15 protein-coding genes are annotated in these 14,788 nt (G+C 26.5%); 4 read left to right on the top strand and 11 right to left on the bottom strand.

Features of this window, described 5'->3' with window-relative positions:
• Positions 1-63 precede the first annotated feature (63 nt).
• A complete protein-coding gene (locus ACH5BF_RS06550) occupies positions 64-984 on the top strand; it encodes a hypothetical protein (protein WP_423273411.1) in 921 nt (306 codons plus the stop codon).
• On the opposite strand, the gene ACH5BF_RS06545 is transcribed toward ACH5BF_RS06550, so the two are convergent.
• From ACH5BF_RS06545 to ACH5BF_RS06510, 8 genes are all read right to left on the bottom strand, one after another.
• Positions 981-2,063: an FkbM family methyltransferase gene (locus ACH5BF_RS06545; protein ID WP_423273410.1), complete on the bottom strand. Its 1,083-nt coding sequence runs from the start codon at positions 2,061-2,063 to the stop codon at positions 981-983. The genes ACH5BF_RS06550 and ACH5BF_RS06545 overlap by 4 nt on opposite strands.
• A gap of 3 nt (positions 2,064-2,066) precedes the next feature.
• On the bottom strand, positions 2,067-2,879 hold the full coding sequence (locus ACH5BF_RS06540) for a DUF234 domain-containing protein (RefSeq protein WP_423273409.1): 813 nt from the start codon (positions 2,877-2,879) through the stop codon (positions 2,067-2,069).
• An 84-nt stretch (positions 2,880-2,963) separates the two neighbouring features.
• On the bottom strand, positions 2,964-4,256 hold the full coding sequence (locus ACH5BF_RS06535) for a murein hydrolase activator EnvC family protein (RefSeq protein WP_423273408.1): 1,293 nt from the start codon (positions 4,254-4,256) through the stop codon (positions 2,964-2,966).
• The gene (locus tag ACH5BF_RS06530) at positions 4,249-5,067 is read right to left on the bottom strand and encodes a cell division protein FtsX (RefSeq protein ID WP_423273407.1); all 819 of its coding nucleotides are present in this window, start codon (positions 5,065-5,067) and stop codon (positions 4,249-4,251) included. Before ACH5BF_RS06530 ends, ACH5BF_RS06535 begins: the two co-directional genes overlap by 8 nt.
• Positions 5,054-5,716 carry a cell division ATP-binding protein FtsE gene (locus ACH5BF_RS06525; RefSeq protein WP_423273406.1) on the bottom strand — a complete coding sequence of 221 codons (663 nt, stop codon included), beginning with the start codon at positions 5,714-5,716 and terminating at the stop codon, positions 5,054-5,056. Before ACH5BF_RS06525 ends, ACH5BF_RS06530 begins: the two co-directional genes overlap by 14 nt.
• The gene (gene trmB, locus ACH5BF_RS06520; protein WP_423273405.1) at positions 5,713-6,909 is read right to left on the bottom strand and encodes a tRNA (guanosine(46)-N7)-methyltransferase TrmB; all 1,197 of its coding nucleotides are present in this window, start codon (positions 6,907-6,909) and stop codon (positions 5,713-5,715) included. Before trmB ends, ACH5BF_RS06525 begins: the two co-directional genes overlap by 4 nt.
• 11 nt (positions 6,910-6,920) lie before the next feature.
• Complete coding sequence (locus tag ACH5BF_RS06515; protein ID WP_423273404.1) at positions 6,921-8,192, bottom strand: hypothetical protein; 1,272 nt, start codon at positions 8,190-8,192, stop codon at positions 6,921-6,923.
• Complete coding sequence (locus ACH5BF_RS06510) at positions 8,140-9,126, bottom strand: RluA family pseudouridine synthase (RefSeq protein ID WP_423273403.1); 987 nt, start codon at positions 9,124-9,126, stop codon at positions 8,140-8,142. Before ACH5BF_RS06510 ends, ACH5BF_RS06515 begins: the two co-directional genes overlap by 53 nt.
• 19 nt (positions 9,127-9,145) lie before the next feature.
• Between ACH5BF_RS06510 and ACH5BF_RS06505 the strand changes: the two genes are divergently transcribed.
• A complete protein-coding gene (locus ACH5BF_RS06505; protein ID WP_423273402.1) occupies positions 9,146-10,252 on the top strand; it encodes an FtsW/RodA/SpoVE family cell cycle protein in 1,107 nt (368 codons plus the stop codon).
• Between the two features lie 96 nt (positions 10,253-10,348).
• Positions 10,349-10,927 (top strand): superoxide dismutase, encoded by a 579-nt coding sequence (locus ACH5BF_RS06500; protein WP_423273401.1) that lies wholly within the window; start codon positions 10,349-10,351, stop codon positions 10,925-10,927.
• Between the two features lie 40 nt (positions 10,928-10,967).
• Here ACH5BF_RS06500 and ACH5BF_RS06495 read toward each other — a convergent pair whose 3' ends face one another.
• The 3 genes from ACH5BF_RS06495 to ACH5BF_RS06485 form a co-directional block, all read right to left on the bottom strand.
• Positions 10,968-11,888, bottom strand: coding sequence for a methylenetetrahydrofolate reductase (locus ACH5BF_RS06495; protein WP_423273400.1), 921 nt, complete (start codon positions 11,886-11,888; stop codon positions 10,968-10,970).
• Between the two features lie 69 nt (positions 11,889-11,957).
• Positions 11,958-12,683: a hypothetical protein gene (locus ACH5BF_RS06490; RefSeq protein ID WP_423273399.1), complete on the bottom strand. Its 726-nt coding sequence runs from the start codon at positions 12,681-12,683 to the stop codon at positions 11,958-11,960.
• Positions 12,684-12,696: 13 nt separating this feature from the next.
• On the bottom strand, positions 12,697-13,476 hold the full coding sequence (locus ACH5BF_RS06485) for an energy transducer TonB (RefSeq protein WP_423273398.1): 780 nt from the start codon (positions 13,474-13,476) through the stop codon (positions 12,697-12,699).
• Positions 13,477-13,601: 125 nt separating this feature from the next.
• Here ACH5BF_RS06485 and ACH5BF_RS06480 point away from each other — a divergent pair, with 125 nt between their 5' ends.
• Positions 13,602-14,738 (top strand): GGDEF domain-containing protein, encoded by a 1,137-nt coding sequence (locus tag ACH5BF_RS06480; RefSeq protein WP_423273397.1) that lies wholly within the window; start codon positions 13,602-13,604, stop codon positions 14,736-14,738.
• Positions 14,739-14,788: the final 50 nt, after the last annotated feature.

The following is a 14,788-nucleotide window of genomic DNA, read 5'->3' as shown; positions in this document are numbered from 1 at the left end:
TTCATCTTTAACTACTTTAAAAGTTAATCCTAATATAATAGTAAAAATTATATAAGGATTAATATGAAAAACTTTTTATTTATAGTTTCAATCTCTTTTCTTCTTACTGCTTGTTCTTTAAGTAGGCAAGTTCAAGAAGTAGATACTAAATCAACAAATATTTTTACAAATTATGTCTCTGAAAGCTATTTAAAAAAAGATGAAGGTTATGACTGGGTAAGTGTAAATCTTTCTAAGAATAATGAAAATAGTTTAAGAGTAAAAGTTCGTTCAAGAGCAGATAGAAAAAAGCCTACCTGTACTTTAGATACACTTGCATACAAAGTTGATAAAAACAAATACAATTTTTATAGTGATGGAAAAACAATAGAGTTATTTGTTTTTGAGAATAAAATAGAGTTTAAAGGTAAAACAAAAGATGATGAAATAGCCTTATATTATTTTTGTTCAGGTGGAGGAAGTATAAAAGGTGATTATATAAAATATGAAAAGTCATTAGATAAAGAACAGATTGATAAAAGAGCTTATGTTAATAGTCTGTCTTATGGCAAATACAGATTCTATATAGATAGTTCTGATAATAAATTAACAATAAAAACTTATGATTTAAAATACTCAAAGCAGCCTTTTGTGCATGATATAAAAGGACAAGTAGTATTTAGTGAAATAGCAGATATAAACAATGATACAAATCCAGAAATCTATATATATTTAAATGAGAATATAGAAGGTAAAACTTATGGAAAATTAATTGCATATAGTGTAAACGCAGCAGTTTCAATGAGTGAAATATATCTTGCACCACTAAAATATAATAAAGAGTTTTTTTCTTCATATTTTGGAAATGATGAATTCAGAGTAGTTGAAAACACTTTAGTAAGAAGATACCCTCTAAAAAATGGAAAAACAAAACAAATCCAATATAAATTAGTAGCAGGTGAGGCTACTTGGCAATTAAAAATTGATAAGATAGTAGAGTATTAGACTTTACTATCTTTAGGTATAAAATACATCACTGTTTCATAAATACCTTCCATATAATGTCTAAGGTATATATCATAGTCTTTACGTATTTCAAGTATCAAATTTGGTACTTCATACCAATCACTTGCTTTATGATAAACACATATAGCTAAGATAGGGTGATATTGTTTTATAGTTGCTTTCGCACCCTCTAGGGCTTTTATTTCATCACCTTCTATATCAAGTTTGATAAAGTCTATTTTTTCTTTGATAAGCTTATCTATTGTGTTTATATTTTGTGTTTGATAGTCATGCTTACAATTGTTTTGTACTTCATCTAGCTTATCTTCTATAAGTTGAGTTTTATTTCCTATCCCACAATTTATAAACTCAACATTTTTTAAATCTGGGTTTTCTCTTTTTGCTATATTTATATGAAGTAAGCTTGGCTCTACACAATATATTTTTTTATAATCAGGATAGTTTTTAAGTATATACTCTAAGGTATCACCAACATAAGCTCCTCCATCTAAGAAGTTTATATTTTTTATATAAGGAACTATTTCTTTATCGAAGTATTGATTTTCATGGTCATTTGTAAAACCTTGCATAAACTCTAAATCATAGCTTATTTTGAAGTTTATTACTTTTTCAAAAACTTCTTTTGATTTTTTATCTTTTAAAAGTTCATATGTTTTTTTATATTGTTCTTTATTTTTTAAAAAATCTTCTTTAAAATCATCCATAAATATAGGTGCAGGTAAGGGTAGTTTACTATAATTGAAAAAACTAAGATAATTAAAGTTTTTATATCCAAGTTCATCTAATCTATTTTTTACTTCAAGTGGACTACCCGTAGAAACACTTAAGATTATAGAGTTTTCTTTAGCTACGTCTTCTATCTTTAGGATATCTTTTTTTCTTGAACTTTGAACTCTTGTGAAATCATCTATTATTCCATCAACCTCAATATGTTTTGATACGGCTTTACCAAATTTATTTATACCTAAAATATATTTTTTGATATCTTTTGAGTTGATAAAAAGCTTAGTAAGCTCTTTATCTTTTGTATTTATATAGTTAAAATCTATTAGATTCATTTATTATTTTTGAGTAAGAAGTTTTAGGCTTTTTGCATTAAAAAGTCTTAATTCTTCACTTTTCATAGCTTTTAGTTCATTTGAGAAACCATTGTTAGCAAATAGAATAAATACATCAGCATTTAAACCAATATCTTTACAATCTTGCATAAGTTTAGTAAGAACTGCTTTTTTAATTTTTGCAGTAGTATTTTTGCAAACACCTACTACGATTTTATTATCTTTAGTTTGTAAAACTACATCAATTTCTCTACTTTTATCCCAGTATTTACCAAGGTCTTTGATACCTTCTTTCTCATAGAAATCTCTTGTATATTCCATACATAATTCTTCAAAAATAAATTCTTGAAATTGTGTAAAATTATTTTGAAATCTCTCTTCAAATTCAGTATATTTTCTATCTCTAATACCTTTATAAATTGGAGATACAAAAGCAAACCAAAACCTTAAAAAGGGAGTAGTAAATAGAAGTTTTTTTGCTATGTCACTATTGTTTGCTTTTTTAGCTAAGAAATTAAAAGAAGATTCAATCTCTATGATTCCTCTATCACATAAGTTTTCAACACTACTCATACCTTCTTCAAAACTAACATGTGCTCTTTTGAAAGAAGAATTAGTTCTTCTATCTCCTAAAGCTACACCACTTAGTATTGCATGGTCAATATGATATCCACCTGTTAAATAGTGTACTTCTCTTTTTAGCTCTTCATAATTGTTTAGTATATGAGATTTAATTAACTCTTCAAGAGGTTTTGTAGTATCAATTTTCACATCGTAGCCACCAAATACACTAAAGTATTTTATTGCTGTTTGCATATCATTAAGATTATTGTTTTCACAAAAAAGCGCAAACTGCTTTTTTGTTGATAGGTCGATTAAAAAAATGTTATTCCTTTTATTTTATATTTTAAATAAATCTTTCGGATTTATATGATAAGAGTTCTTTGTAGCCTGAAACATTAAGTTGTCGTTAACTCTACCAACAACATAACCTTTTTTTATCCATTTACCAACTCTAAGTGTTGGAGCTATTTCATCTAAATGTGAGTAGATTGTATGAAGTCCATTTTGATGCTGAACAATTACAACATTTTCAAGCATTCCGGCATTCTTTTTTGCATATACAACTTTTCCATTTAATACAGATACTACCTTTGCTTTAGGTCTTTTTGTTTTTAAAACAACTGACTCATTAAATAGTTTGATTTTATAAACAGGGTCATAGTATGTACCAAACTTTTTTACAACTTGAAAAGATTTTAATGGAGCAATTGTTTTTTCACCTCTATATTTAGTGATTTTTACTCCAGAAGTTGATGAACCAATTTTTCTAACATCAAGATTTAACTTTTGTGCATATTGTTGGTTTCTATCTTGTGCTGATTCAACCTTATTAGAATTAGAGCTATTTTGTTTTTTTTGTCTTGCTTCTAAAAGTCTTCTTATTCTCTCTTTTCTTTCTCTTTCTTTTTCAATCTCTTCTTTTTTTAGAATATTTAACTTTGAAAGTAAATTTTTTAAAGACTCTTGTTTTCTAACCACTTCTTTTAGTTGTTCTTGATACTCTTTATGTTGTTTTTCTAAATCTGTAAGAGACTCTGAGTGTTTTGATTTTAAAGAGTTTAAAGTCTCTTTTGTTTCTTGTCTTTCTTTGATATATGAAGATATCTTTTTTATTTTATTTTGATTCTCTTTTGTATTACTTGTAACTATTTCATAATTATTATTTAGCTTTAGTATTTCATCTTTTGAGTTTTGAGATAAAATAGTATATATTTCACTATCAACTAACTCTTTTAAACTATCTTTAGAAGCAAGTTTTAAAGCTATTGATGTAGAAAAATCTTCAATAATTGTATCAACAATCTGTTCTTCATTTGTCTTTTTTTGTTTTATAAGACTAGATGATTTACTTTTAAGTAGGGATATTCTTTTTTTAGATTCTTCAAGAAGTTCTGTATGTTTTTCAATATCAGCATTTATTCTTTCGATATCTTTTTCAAGTTTAGAAATATTTTTATTTTGTTCATTAATTTTTTGTGATAACTCATTTATCTTTTGAGTTGTAGCTCTTTTTTTTGATACATTACTACTTAATATTTTTTGATTGTTTTCAATCTTCTTATCAATAGCTTTTGTAGATGTATAAGAAAAGGTACTTAGTAAAATTATTGTGAAAAATATTCTAATCATTGTTAATTTTATACTTTAATAATACACCAATTATCGTAAACATAGAAATACCAAATGATAGTAAAAATAGTTTCGATAACTCATTGTATAGATCTATCTCAACATTTATTATATCTTTTAGCTCATATGGGAAAATAACCATCATATTGCTTGAAACATAATATAAAAATGCACCAACAATTATAAATGAAAACAGTGAACTTAATATAGCATAATTTAGAACACTTGAAGCACTATATAAAATAGAAGCACCATGAAGTCTTAAAATAGCTATCTTTGTACTGTGTTCATGAAACCAAAGTTTTACTTGTTTTGCAATTATAATTATTGCAAAAATTGTAATAATAAAAAATAGAATAAATGTAATACTATTTAATAAAACTAATAAAAGGTATGTTTGATTGTGGTTTTTTGAAAATACTTCTACTTTTCTTATATTTTTATTTTGAAGTAGGGTATCTTTTATCTCATCAAGTTGAGTTGTAGTAGGAAACTCTTCTAAATATATTTGATAGAAGTTTGGAAGCTTCCTTTTTAAAAGCTCAATAGATGTTTCTGATAAGTTTGATTTTATATTATTGATAATACGATTTTTCTTTAAAGTTTGTATTTTAGCTACATCAATTCCCGCTAATTCATTTATATTTTCTTTTATTAACGGAGTATTTGTAATTATTACAATTGAATAATCATCTGATATTCTTTGTTTATAATTATCAACTACATTATCTATTAAAAGATATATTGCAAATGTAATTAGCATTGAAGTTAGAGGAATTAAAAAAGCAAAAATATTTTTAAGAAACTTCATATATCATACCATCCTCTAAAGACAACTGTCTAAACTTTATTCCTAAGTTTTTAGGAACTCTATGCGTTACTACTACGATAGTTATTCCTAACTGTTCATTGGCACCTTTTAATAAGTTCCATACAACTTCAGCTGAATAATCATCAAGATTTCCTGTTGGTTCATCAGCAATAATAATTTTTGGATTGTGGGCAAGTGCTCTTGCAACAGCTACTCTTTGTTGCTCACCTCCACTTATTTCATTTGGGTAGTAACCAGCTCTATGAGATAATCTTACATGAGCTAAAAGCTTTTGAGCTTGGTCTCTTGAAACTTCATTAGAGTAACCATTAATCTTAAGAGGTATCATAATATTCTCTTCAATTGTGTATTCACTAATTAGTTTGTAATCTTGAAAAATAATACCAATATCTTTTCTTAAAACTCTAAGTTTTTTACCACCAATACCAAATACTTCTTGGCCTTCAATTTTTAGACTACCATGTTTTAAAGGGATATCTCCATAAAATGATTTTAATAAAGTAGATTTACCACTACCTGAGTTTCCACCTATAAAGATGAACTCTTTTGATTTGATAGTAAAATTACCTTTTTTTATAATATATTTGTTATCGTCGTATGATAAGTATATATTTTTTGCTTCAATCATTTACTTAAAATCTCTTTTAATTTTTTATGTGCATTTAGGTTTGAACTTGTAGGAATAGGGCTTCCTTGATAATAAGAAACTTTTCCTTCTTCAACTAAGACATATTTACTTACAGGTCTATCAAAATTACCCATAGTAAGTTGGATCATTCCTGAGTTTTCTTTATCTTCTAAAGTAAAAATATCTTCTACGTGAACAAAATATCCATTTTCAACAACAGATTTTGTAGGAATATTTTCAATAAGTTTTAAAAAGTCTTCTACTTCAAAATCAAAATCAAAATCAGGTTTTATATCAATCTGTTCATCTTCTTGAGCTGATACAAGTACTACATCATAGATGTTTTTACCCATTTTCTTCCATCTATCCTCATATTTACTAGATACTTCTAAATCTTTATTGATATCAATTGTAATTCTTCCTTTAGGAAGATTTGTAAGAAGTTCTGTACAATAGTCAAAGTATTTTCTACTATCTGTTCTAAGCTCTAGTGTTCCACCAATTTTTAGAACTCTTAATGCTTCATTTATAAACTCATTTGAGTAGATTCTTCTGTGAGGTTTTTTATCCCATGGTACAGGGAAATGAACAAAGATTTTACCTACTTTGTTTGATTTGATAAACTCCATAAATAGTCTTGCATCATAATTTACGATCAAAACATTGTCAACTTCTTGAAGTTCAAGCTGTTTAGATAATTGTTCAATTGATGGAGTGTGGATTTCAAGACCAATAAATTGTACATCAGGGTTATTCTTTGCTTGGTATATTAAGTGTCTACCACTACCAAAACCTATTTCTATTTGTATCTCTTTTTGTGTATCAAATTCATCTACAAAATAGTTTATATCTTTGATATATTTATTTTCAGGAACAACTTTATTTGATATGTTATTTGTATTTGAGAAAATAATATCAGCATCAATTGCTTTTGCATAACTGTTAATAGCATCTTTTACTACTGATACCGGAGAGATTCTTGTAACTTTGTCAAACTTAACCATTTGATTTTCATCTTTAGGTCTAACTGTTAGTAAAAAGTCTCTATTATCTTTTTGTACAGCAATTTTATACTCTGTGTTTCTAGGTTTTTCTGTAAAATTATATGACTTTGCAATAAATTTAAAGTCCACACCATCACATGATGATGGTGTATTAACTAGGTTAGTTTTCTTATATACGATATGTGGCATTTTCTACTTTACTACTTTTGGATTTTTGGTAAGATTAATTCAGCTTCATCAGTTTTCTCTGAAATTAATCCATATGTGTCATTTGCTTGGATAGAGTATTTGTATTGTACTCCATTGATGATATTATTGTCTTCGAATCTTAGACCTTTAATATCAGTAAATTTTTCTGTTTTACTTTCCCAGAAACCTGTTTGTGTTGTTTTGTAAACATTATATGAAACAGCTCTTTGGTCACCTGGCGTCCAGTTTAAAATAGCTTTAGAACCTTGTATCTGAGCTAGAGTCATTACTGGTTTTGATGGTTTACTTAAAGTCATACCCATTTTTGCATCGATTTTGTCAGAACTTCTTAAGAAGTCTTTATCAACAGCATAAACTTTATAGTAGTATGTTTTACCATCATCATCAATATGGTCTGTATAATCTAAAGTATTTTTAGTAAACTCTTTGTGTTTTGAAAACCCAATACTTTTAAATGGACTTCTATAAATTACATATTTTAAAACATCTTCAGTTGGACTTGGTTCCCATTTTAAAACAATCTTTTTAGGTTGATTTGTTGAAACTTGAAGATTCTGAACACCTATTGGTAAAGGCTTAGTTGTAGCAGCTACTGCCTTGCTTGGTTGAGTTGCAATATCTTCAAATGTATATGCTGTAACTCTATATTTAAAAGTTTCATTATTACCTAAATTAGTATCAATGTATTCAGCATTTAATCTACCTTGGATAGTTTTTAAAGTTACCCATTTACTATTTTTTTCATCAAGTTTTTCTATTTTGTAGTACTCGATTCTTAAATCAGGATGTGGTCTCCATACAATTTTTATTCTATTAGGAAGATTGTTTATTCCTTGAACAAAACTAACTGGTAAAGCTCTTGCTGCTGTACTTACAACATAAGCTTTAGTAGTTTTTGATTCCATCCCATTGTTTGCTTTTGAAGAGATTTGATAAACATACTTTGTGTTTGGTTCTAATTTTGTATCAACAAAGTGAGTAGTGTATCTGTTGTCTAAAGTTTCAATAAGTTTTAATCTTCTACCATCTTTGTGCATATTTGCTCTATAGAAGTTATATCCTACTACTCTTGGGTCGTCTACTCTTTTCCACTCAAATGCTATAGAAGTAATATCTGAAATAGCTTTAACTGAATTATTATCAATTACTTCTATAGTATCGTCAATTTTAGGCTTTATTGGAGTATTTAGGTTGCTTACACTACAACCACTAAATAAAAGAGCTAAAGCTGTTAATGATGTTGTTTTCATCAATGTTGTCATTTATAATCTCCGTTTGAAAGTTGTTATTTAAAAAGTCATTCATATCATTTGGTAAATCTGCTTTAAAACTCATCTCTTTTTTAGTTATAGGATGAGTTAAATATAGATTATATGCATGTAAATAAAATCTATTTATTTTATTTAATTCGCCCTTAAAACCATATAAATTATCTCCTAAAATATGCCTATTTATCGAAGCTAGATGAACTCTTATCTGATGTGTTCTTCCTGTAAACAGCTTTGCTGCAATTAACTCATATTTTTCATTTTTGCTATTGATTATTTTTACAAAAGCTGATTTTGCATTCTTTCCATTCTCTTCTATAGACATTTTTAATCTATTATTTGGGTTTCTTCCAATTGGTTTTTCTATTACTATATTATCTTTTAATGGTAAATCAATTATTGCAAGATAGTATCTTCCCATAGTTTTATCTTCAAGTTGTTTTGATAATCCAACATGGGCTTCATTTGTTTTTGCAACAACCATAACACCACTTGTTCCCTTATCTAATCTATGAACAATTCCATGTCTTTCTTCCCCACTTATTGTAGATAAAGAGATATTTTTTAGTTTTAACCAGTCAACTAAAGTTGCATCTTTAACACTTGGTGCATCATGAACTGTAAGATTATAGGGTTTATTTACCACTAAAATATGTTCATCTTCATATATTACTTTTACATCTTTCCCTTCAAGAGATTCTTTTACAAAAGTTTCATCTTTTACTGGGTTTAGTTCAGTTTCGGGGAAGTGAACATCTACTTTTTGATCTACCTTTAGTTTAAGACCTGTTTTTGAAACAGTCTTTCCATCTACTTTAACATACTCTTTTTTTATAAGTTGTTCTATTTGATTTCTTGATGCATCAATTTGTGATGCAAGAAATTTATCTAGTCTATTTGCTTCTTGAACAATAAAATTTTTATCCATATTTAGATACTCTTTCACTATGCGTTTATTTGATAAGAGGATTATATCCCATTTTGATTATTTATTACTAATCTTTGTTTTACCTTTGGTGTTTTTATCACATCACCTTATAAGTGAAACAAATGAAATATTAGCAAAGAAACAATTAATATACTTTTCAATTTCACTATTTGCTTTTGCATTTGTGTTTATTTTACCAATTAGGAAAAAATTAAGACTAATTCCATTTTTATATTGGGTAGGAATAGCATTGCTTTTAGCTGTAGAATTCTGGGGAGTTACAAAACTTGGTGCAAAAAGGTGGCTGCCAGTACCTATTTTAAATACTACTATGCAACCATCAGAGTTAATTAAGCCTATTTATATCTTAATGCTTGGATATTTAATACATAATAGACCTCCACCAAAAAATGGTTATGGATTAAAAGATTTTATATATTTTTCTTTTTATATTTTATTACCATTTATATTAATTGCAAAAGAGCCTGATTTAGGTACAGCTCTTGTAATGCTTTTAGTTGGTTATGGAATTTTATTTATTATTGGTGTTAATTGGAAGATATGGGCAACTATTGTTTTAAGTATAGGTTTAGCTTCACCTTTAATTTATACTTATTTAATCAAAGATTACCAAAAGAAAAGAATTAAAGATTTTATATCTGAAAAGCCAAGTTATCACGTACAGCAATCAATTATTGCTATTGGTTCTGGTGGACTTGTTGGTAAGGTAAGTGAAGATGCAACACAAACACAATTAAAGTTTTTACCAATTGCGACAAGTGATTTTATATTTGCATATTTTGTTGAAAGATATGGATTTTTAGGGGCATTAGGTTTAATATTTATATATGCCTTATTGATTATGCATCTACTTAGTATGAATTATTATTATAAAGATGATTACGTCATACGGTGTTTTGCATCAGGCTTGGCACTCTTAATATTTTTAAATATGAGTGTAAATATTTTAATGGTTATTGGATTTGCTCCAGTTGTTGGACTTCCTTTACCTTTATTCTCCTATGGAGGAAGTTCATTTATAAACTTTGTAGTTATTTTTGCAATTTTAGAGAACTTACTAGCTTTTAGATATATGGACATGTATAACTATGAAAGAAGGTTATAGCTTATTTTTTACAATAAAATAAGCTATTTACTTTTTATTAAACATTTAGGAGTATCATTGATTTGTGTATGAAATTTTATACAAAAAGGATAAAAAATGACACACGAATTAATGAAATTACCTTATGAAATGGATGCCCTAGAGCCTTTGATGTCAAAGGAAACTTTAGAATATCACTACGGTAAACATCATCAAACATATGTAAATAAATTAAATGATTTAATTAAAGATACAAAATATGAGAATCTATCTTTAGAAGAGATTATTAAAACATCTGAAGGTGGCATTTTTAATAATGCTGCACAAGTATTTAATCATGACTTTTTTTGGAATGGTTTGTCACCAAATGAGAAACAAATACCTAAAAATTTAGAAAACAAACTTTTAGAGACTTTTGGATCAGTAGAAGAGTTTAAAAAAGACTTTATTGATAAAGCAACAACTCATTTTGGTTCAGGTTGGGCATGGCTTGTTAAAGATAAAGAGAATAAATTAAGTATTATTTCAACTGCAAATGCACAAACTCCTATAGTAGATGGTTTAACACCGCTTCTTGTTTGTGACGTGTGGGAACATGCTTATTATATTGATTATAGAAATGCAAGACCTAATTATTTAGAAAACTTTTGGAAACTTATAAATTGGGATTTTGTAGCAAGTAATTTAGAGGATTAAAAAAAAGGCAACTAAATTTGTTGCCTTTTTTTCTATACTTTTAGTTTTCTTTAATTATTTTCTTAACTTCATTAAGAAGGTCAACTGAGGCTTCAATTTCTTCTTTTCTAATTGCAACACTTTCGATATTACAACCTACAGGAATTCCTCTTTTTTTACCAAATTTATATAACTCTTCAAATATATCTCTTGATAGTTTTACAGACTCTTCTAGGATATTACCTGACTCTTTTAAATCCTCTTCTAAATAGTTTGGAATATTAATACCAAGCCATTTCATAAAGTCAAGCGTTTTTGCACTACCGCATGGAGTTAATGTAAAAATAATAGGAACCATTTCTAGGTTATTTTCTTTTACATATTTTGCATAATCAGTTAAAAATATCTTTGATGCTTCTAAGTCATATACACATTGAGTAATAAAAAACTCACAAGAGCTATTGATTTTTGAAGCTACTCTTAAATGCTCATCGTGCTTTTTAGAGTGTCTTTCAGGAATAGCAATACCACCTAAACAAAGATTATCATTTACTTTTCTTTTTAATTCATAAGCTTGTTTTAGTGTAATATTTGTTTGCTGTTCATGTGAAGCAGCACCTACAAATACTGAGTGAACTTGACTTTGTTTAGTCTCTTCAAGCCAAGCTGAAAATCTCTCTTCATTATAGTTACCAACTGCTCTATATACAATTCTTGGAGTTTTTAAATCTTGTAAATAGTTTTTTGAATACTCACAAGGATTGATTGTTTTGATAAATGGAAAAGGTCTTTTTTCATCAGTTCTATCTGATTCATCTTGAATATCATATAAAACTAAACCATCAACATTTAATTTAGAGATTCTTTCAACATGTTTTTTTGCAATCTCTTTGATTTCTTCTTCTGTGTGCTTTACTTTAGGTGGTGTAATACCATATAAAATAATGCCTTCTTCTTTCTTTCTTATCTTATCTGTTAACATTTGTTACCTTGATATAAATTATTAAAATTTTCGTATTTTACTAAGTTATGTTTAAATCTATGTAAAAAATTAAATCTGACCTTGTTTGTAAAGTATATCTTTTAGTATATCTAAATCATAAATTGAAGGCCCACAAGTAGTTTTTGTAGTAGTTATCTTAATAAGTTCTTTCTCTTTATTATCTAAATAATTATATTGTAGAATATAATCTTTTTTAAGTAACTCTTTTGTTGTCTCATCTTCACATAAAGAGTTTTGAACATCTTCTTCAAAACTTTTAAGATTTAAAGCAGCTACATGGGAAAAGTTTTTGTTGATTATTTGATAAGTGTATTCAATCTTTTTTTCAACTTTATCAATATATTTTAAATTTGTATAAGAGTTTACTTTTATGGGCAAATTATCTTTATAGGAATCAATTTGTACCTGAATAAAATAGTCTTCTAGTGCATAAGTCTTTACAATGTCAAGTGTTGTAAATAGAGTTATTATTAGATTAAATGTTACTATTAATTTGGCAAAAAAAGATAAAAACTTAGAACCTTTGTAATTATTTGCAGTTTTTATAACAGCTACAAAAATAAAAATCGTATATAAAAAAAGTATTGTAAATAAAACTAAATTTTTTATAGTTTCTTCTTTATTAAAAGTAAGTTCATAGTAACTATTATCTAAGTTTAAATCTATAAAACTATTTAGTACCAATGTTAATAAAACAAAATAAATCCAAAATACTATATTAAGGGATAGTTTTCCACTTATTAGTTTTTTTAAGAATCCATTTTTTTCGTTCATTTATTTCTTCCTTTTAATATAATCTATAGTTTACATCAAATATTAATTTTGTAGCAGTTTTAGGTTTTGGGTAATCTTTATATGCAATTTTTATTAAATCTAATGTGTAATCATCAAATATTGAATATCCAGAAGATTTAGTTATTCTAAGATTTGATATATCTCCATTTGGATGAAATAAAAAAGAGACTTGATTACTTCCTGCTAATCTCATTTTTCTTGCTATGTATGGATAACCCATTTGATTTAAGACTCTTTGAGTAATAGCTTGGAATTTATTTAAATTTTTCTTAATAAAAGCTTTTTGTACCTTTGTAAAAGTTTCAAACTCTCTACCATAAAGTCTTTCAACTTGATTTATCATTTGTTCTTCTTGTTTATTACTTTGTGATAAAAAGTCTTCAAGTGTTCTACTTTGAATGGAATCTTGCTTATTTACTATTTGATCTTGTAGAATTTTATTTTGTAGTTTTTGGGTTTTCTCAATTTGTTTTTTAGATACCTCTTTTTTAGGCTTTGTTTTTTTTATAGTAGCTGTTTTTTTAGTTTTTTCTTTTGTTTTTGTTTTAGTCTTAACTGTTTTTTCAAGCTTTTGAGCTATTTTAGTTTTTTCTATTTTTTTTGGCTCTTCAATCTGAACTTTCTTAGGTTCTTCTTTCTTTTTTAGTTTTACATATGTGATTTCAGTTGATTTTTTTTCAGTTTTTTCGATTTTATCTATTTGTTTATTCTCTTTTTTTGTTAAAGGAAAAAGAAATAGTAAATGAAAAGTAATAGATAGTAAAAATGCCATTAAAATTAGTTTCATAATGGGATTATAGTAAAAAATTACTAATATAACATTAACCAATGTTTTTATAAGCTTTTATTTTATTATTATGTGTTATACTAAAAGTTATATAAGTTTTAGGGTTTATTTTGAAAGAACAAAGATTTTTTAATATCTTAAGAAATATATTTACAACAAGAATTTATTTACTTATTACCGTTTTAGTTTTTACTTTAATGATATTTATCTCATTTCTAGTGAAAAACACTATTATTCCCTCGTTTAAAGAACAAATTGTAGCGAATATTATCGATGATACCACAAGATTAACATATCGTATTTCTAAAAATATTGATTTTGAGAATTTAAATAAAGAAAAATTAGATAGAAATTTAGAGCATGATTTAAATATATTTAAAATCTATAAAGTACATTATTTTGATGAACATGGAAAGATTATTTATTCTTCAAATCAAAATGAAGCAAAATTAGAAGAAACAGCTAGTTATTTTTTTGATGTAATAGCAAAGGGTCAAATTTATTATGAAATTGATGAAAAAGCTGATATTTCTGTATTAGAAATATATATACCTATATTAAAAGGTACAAAATTTTTAGGTGCTTTTGAAGTTTACTACAATATTAGTTCTCAAATAAGTAGTTTTGAAGAGCTTTCCTCAAAGATTATGAGTTCAGTTGTTTTAAGTGGAACACTTTTTTTAATACTGTTTTTTATAATTATGTATAATGCAAGTAAAAACAATCTTATTCTTAAAAATAATGAGTATAAACTAAAGAATTTAGCTAATACAGATAGTCTTACAAAACTTTATAATAGAAGATACTTTTATAAAATTGCAATGAAAATATTAAAACTTTCTAGAAGAAGTTCACATAATATTTGCGTTTGCATGATTGATATTGATAATTTTAAATTAATCAATGACACATATGGACATCATCTTGGAGATTTTGTTATAAAAAATCTTGCTAAAAATTTGACTGATTTAACAAGAGAAAGCGATATTGTTGCTAGATATGGAGGAGAAGAGTTTATACTTTTATTGCCAAATACAAATTTAAGTGGAGCAAAAGTATTAGCTAATAAAATTTGTAAAACAATAAGTGAACAAGAATTAATTTATAAAAATACAGATTTAAGCTATACCATTTCTATGGGTATTAGCTCTTACAATGGTTCAGACTCTATTGATGATTTTATTATTAAAGCAGATGAATCACTTTATATGGCAAAACATGCAGGAAAAAATCAAGTTGTAGCCTAACTTATTACTTTTTACTATATCGTAAATATTTTTTGGGTATCCTATCACAA

The organism is Arcobacter pernae (genome assembly GCF_049472135.1).
Classification (GTDB): Bacteria; Campylobacterota; Campylobacteria; order Campylobacterales; family Arcobacteraceae; genus Arcobacter_B.
The sequence above is the reverse complement of the archived record's forward strand: the minus strand, read 5'-3'. Positions and strand labels throughout refer to the sequence as shown.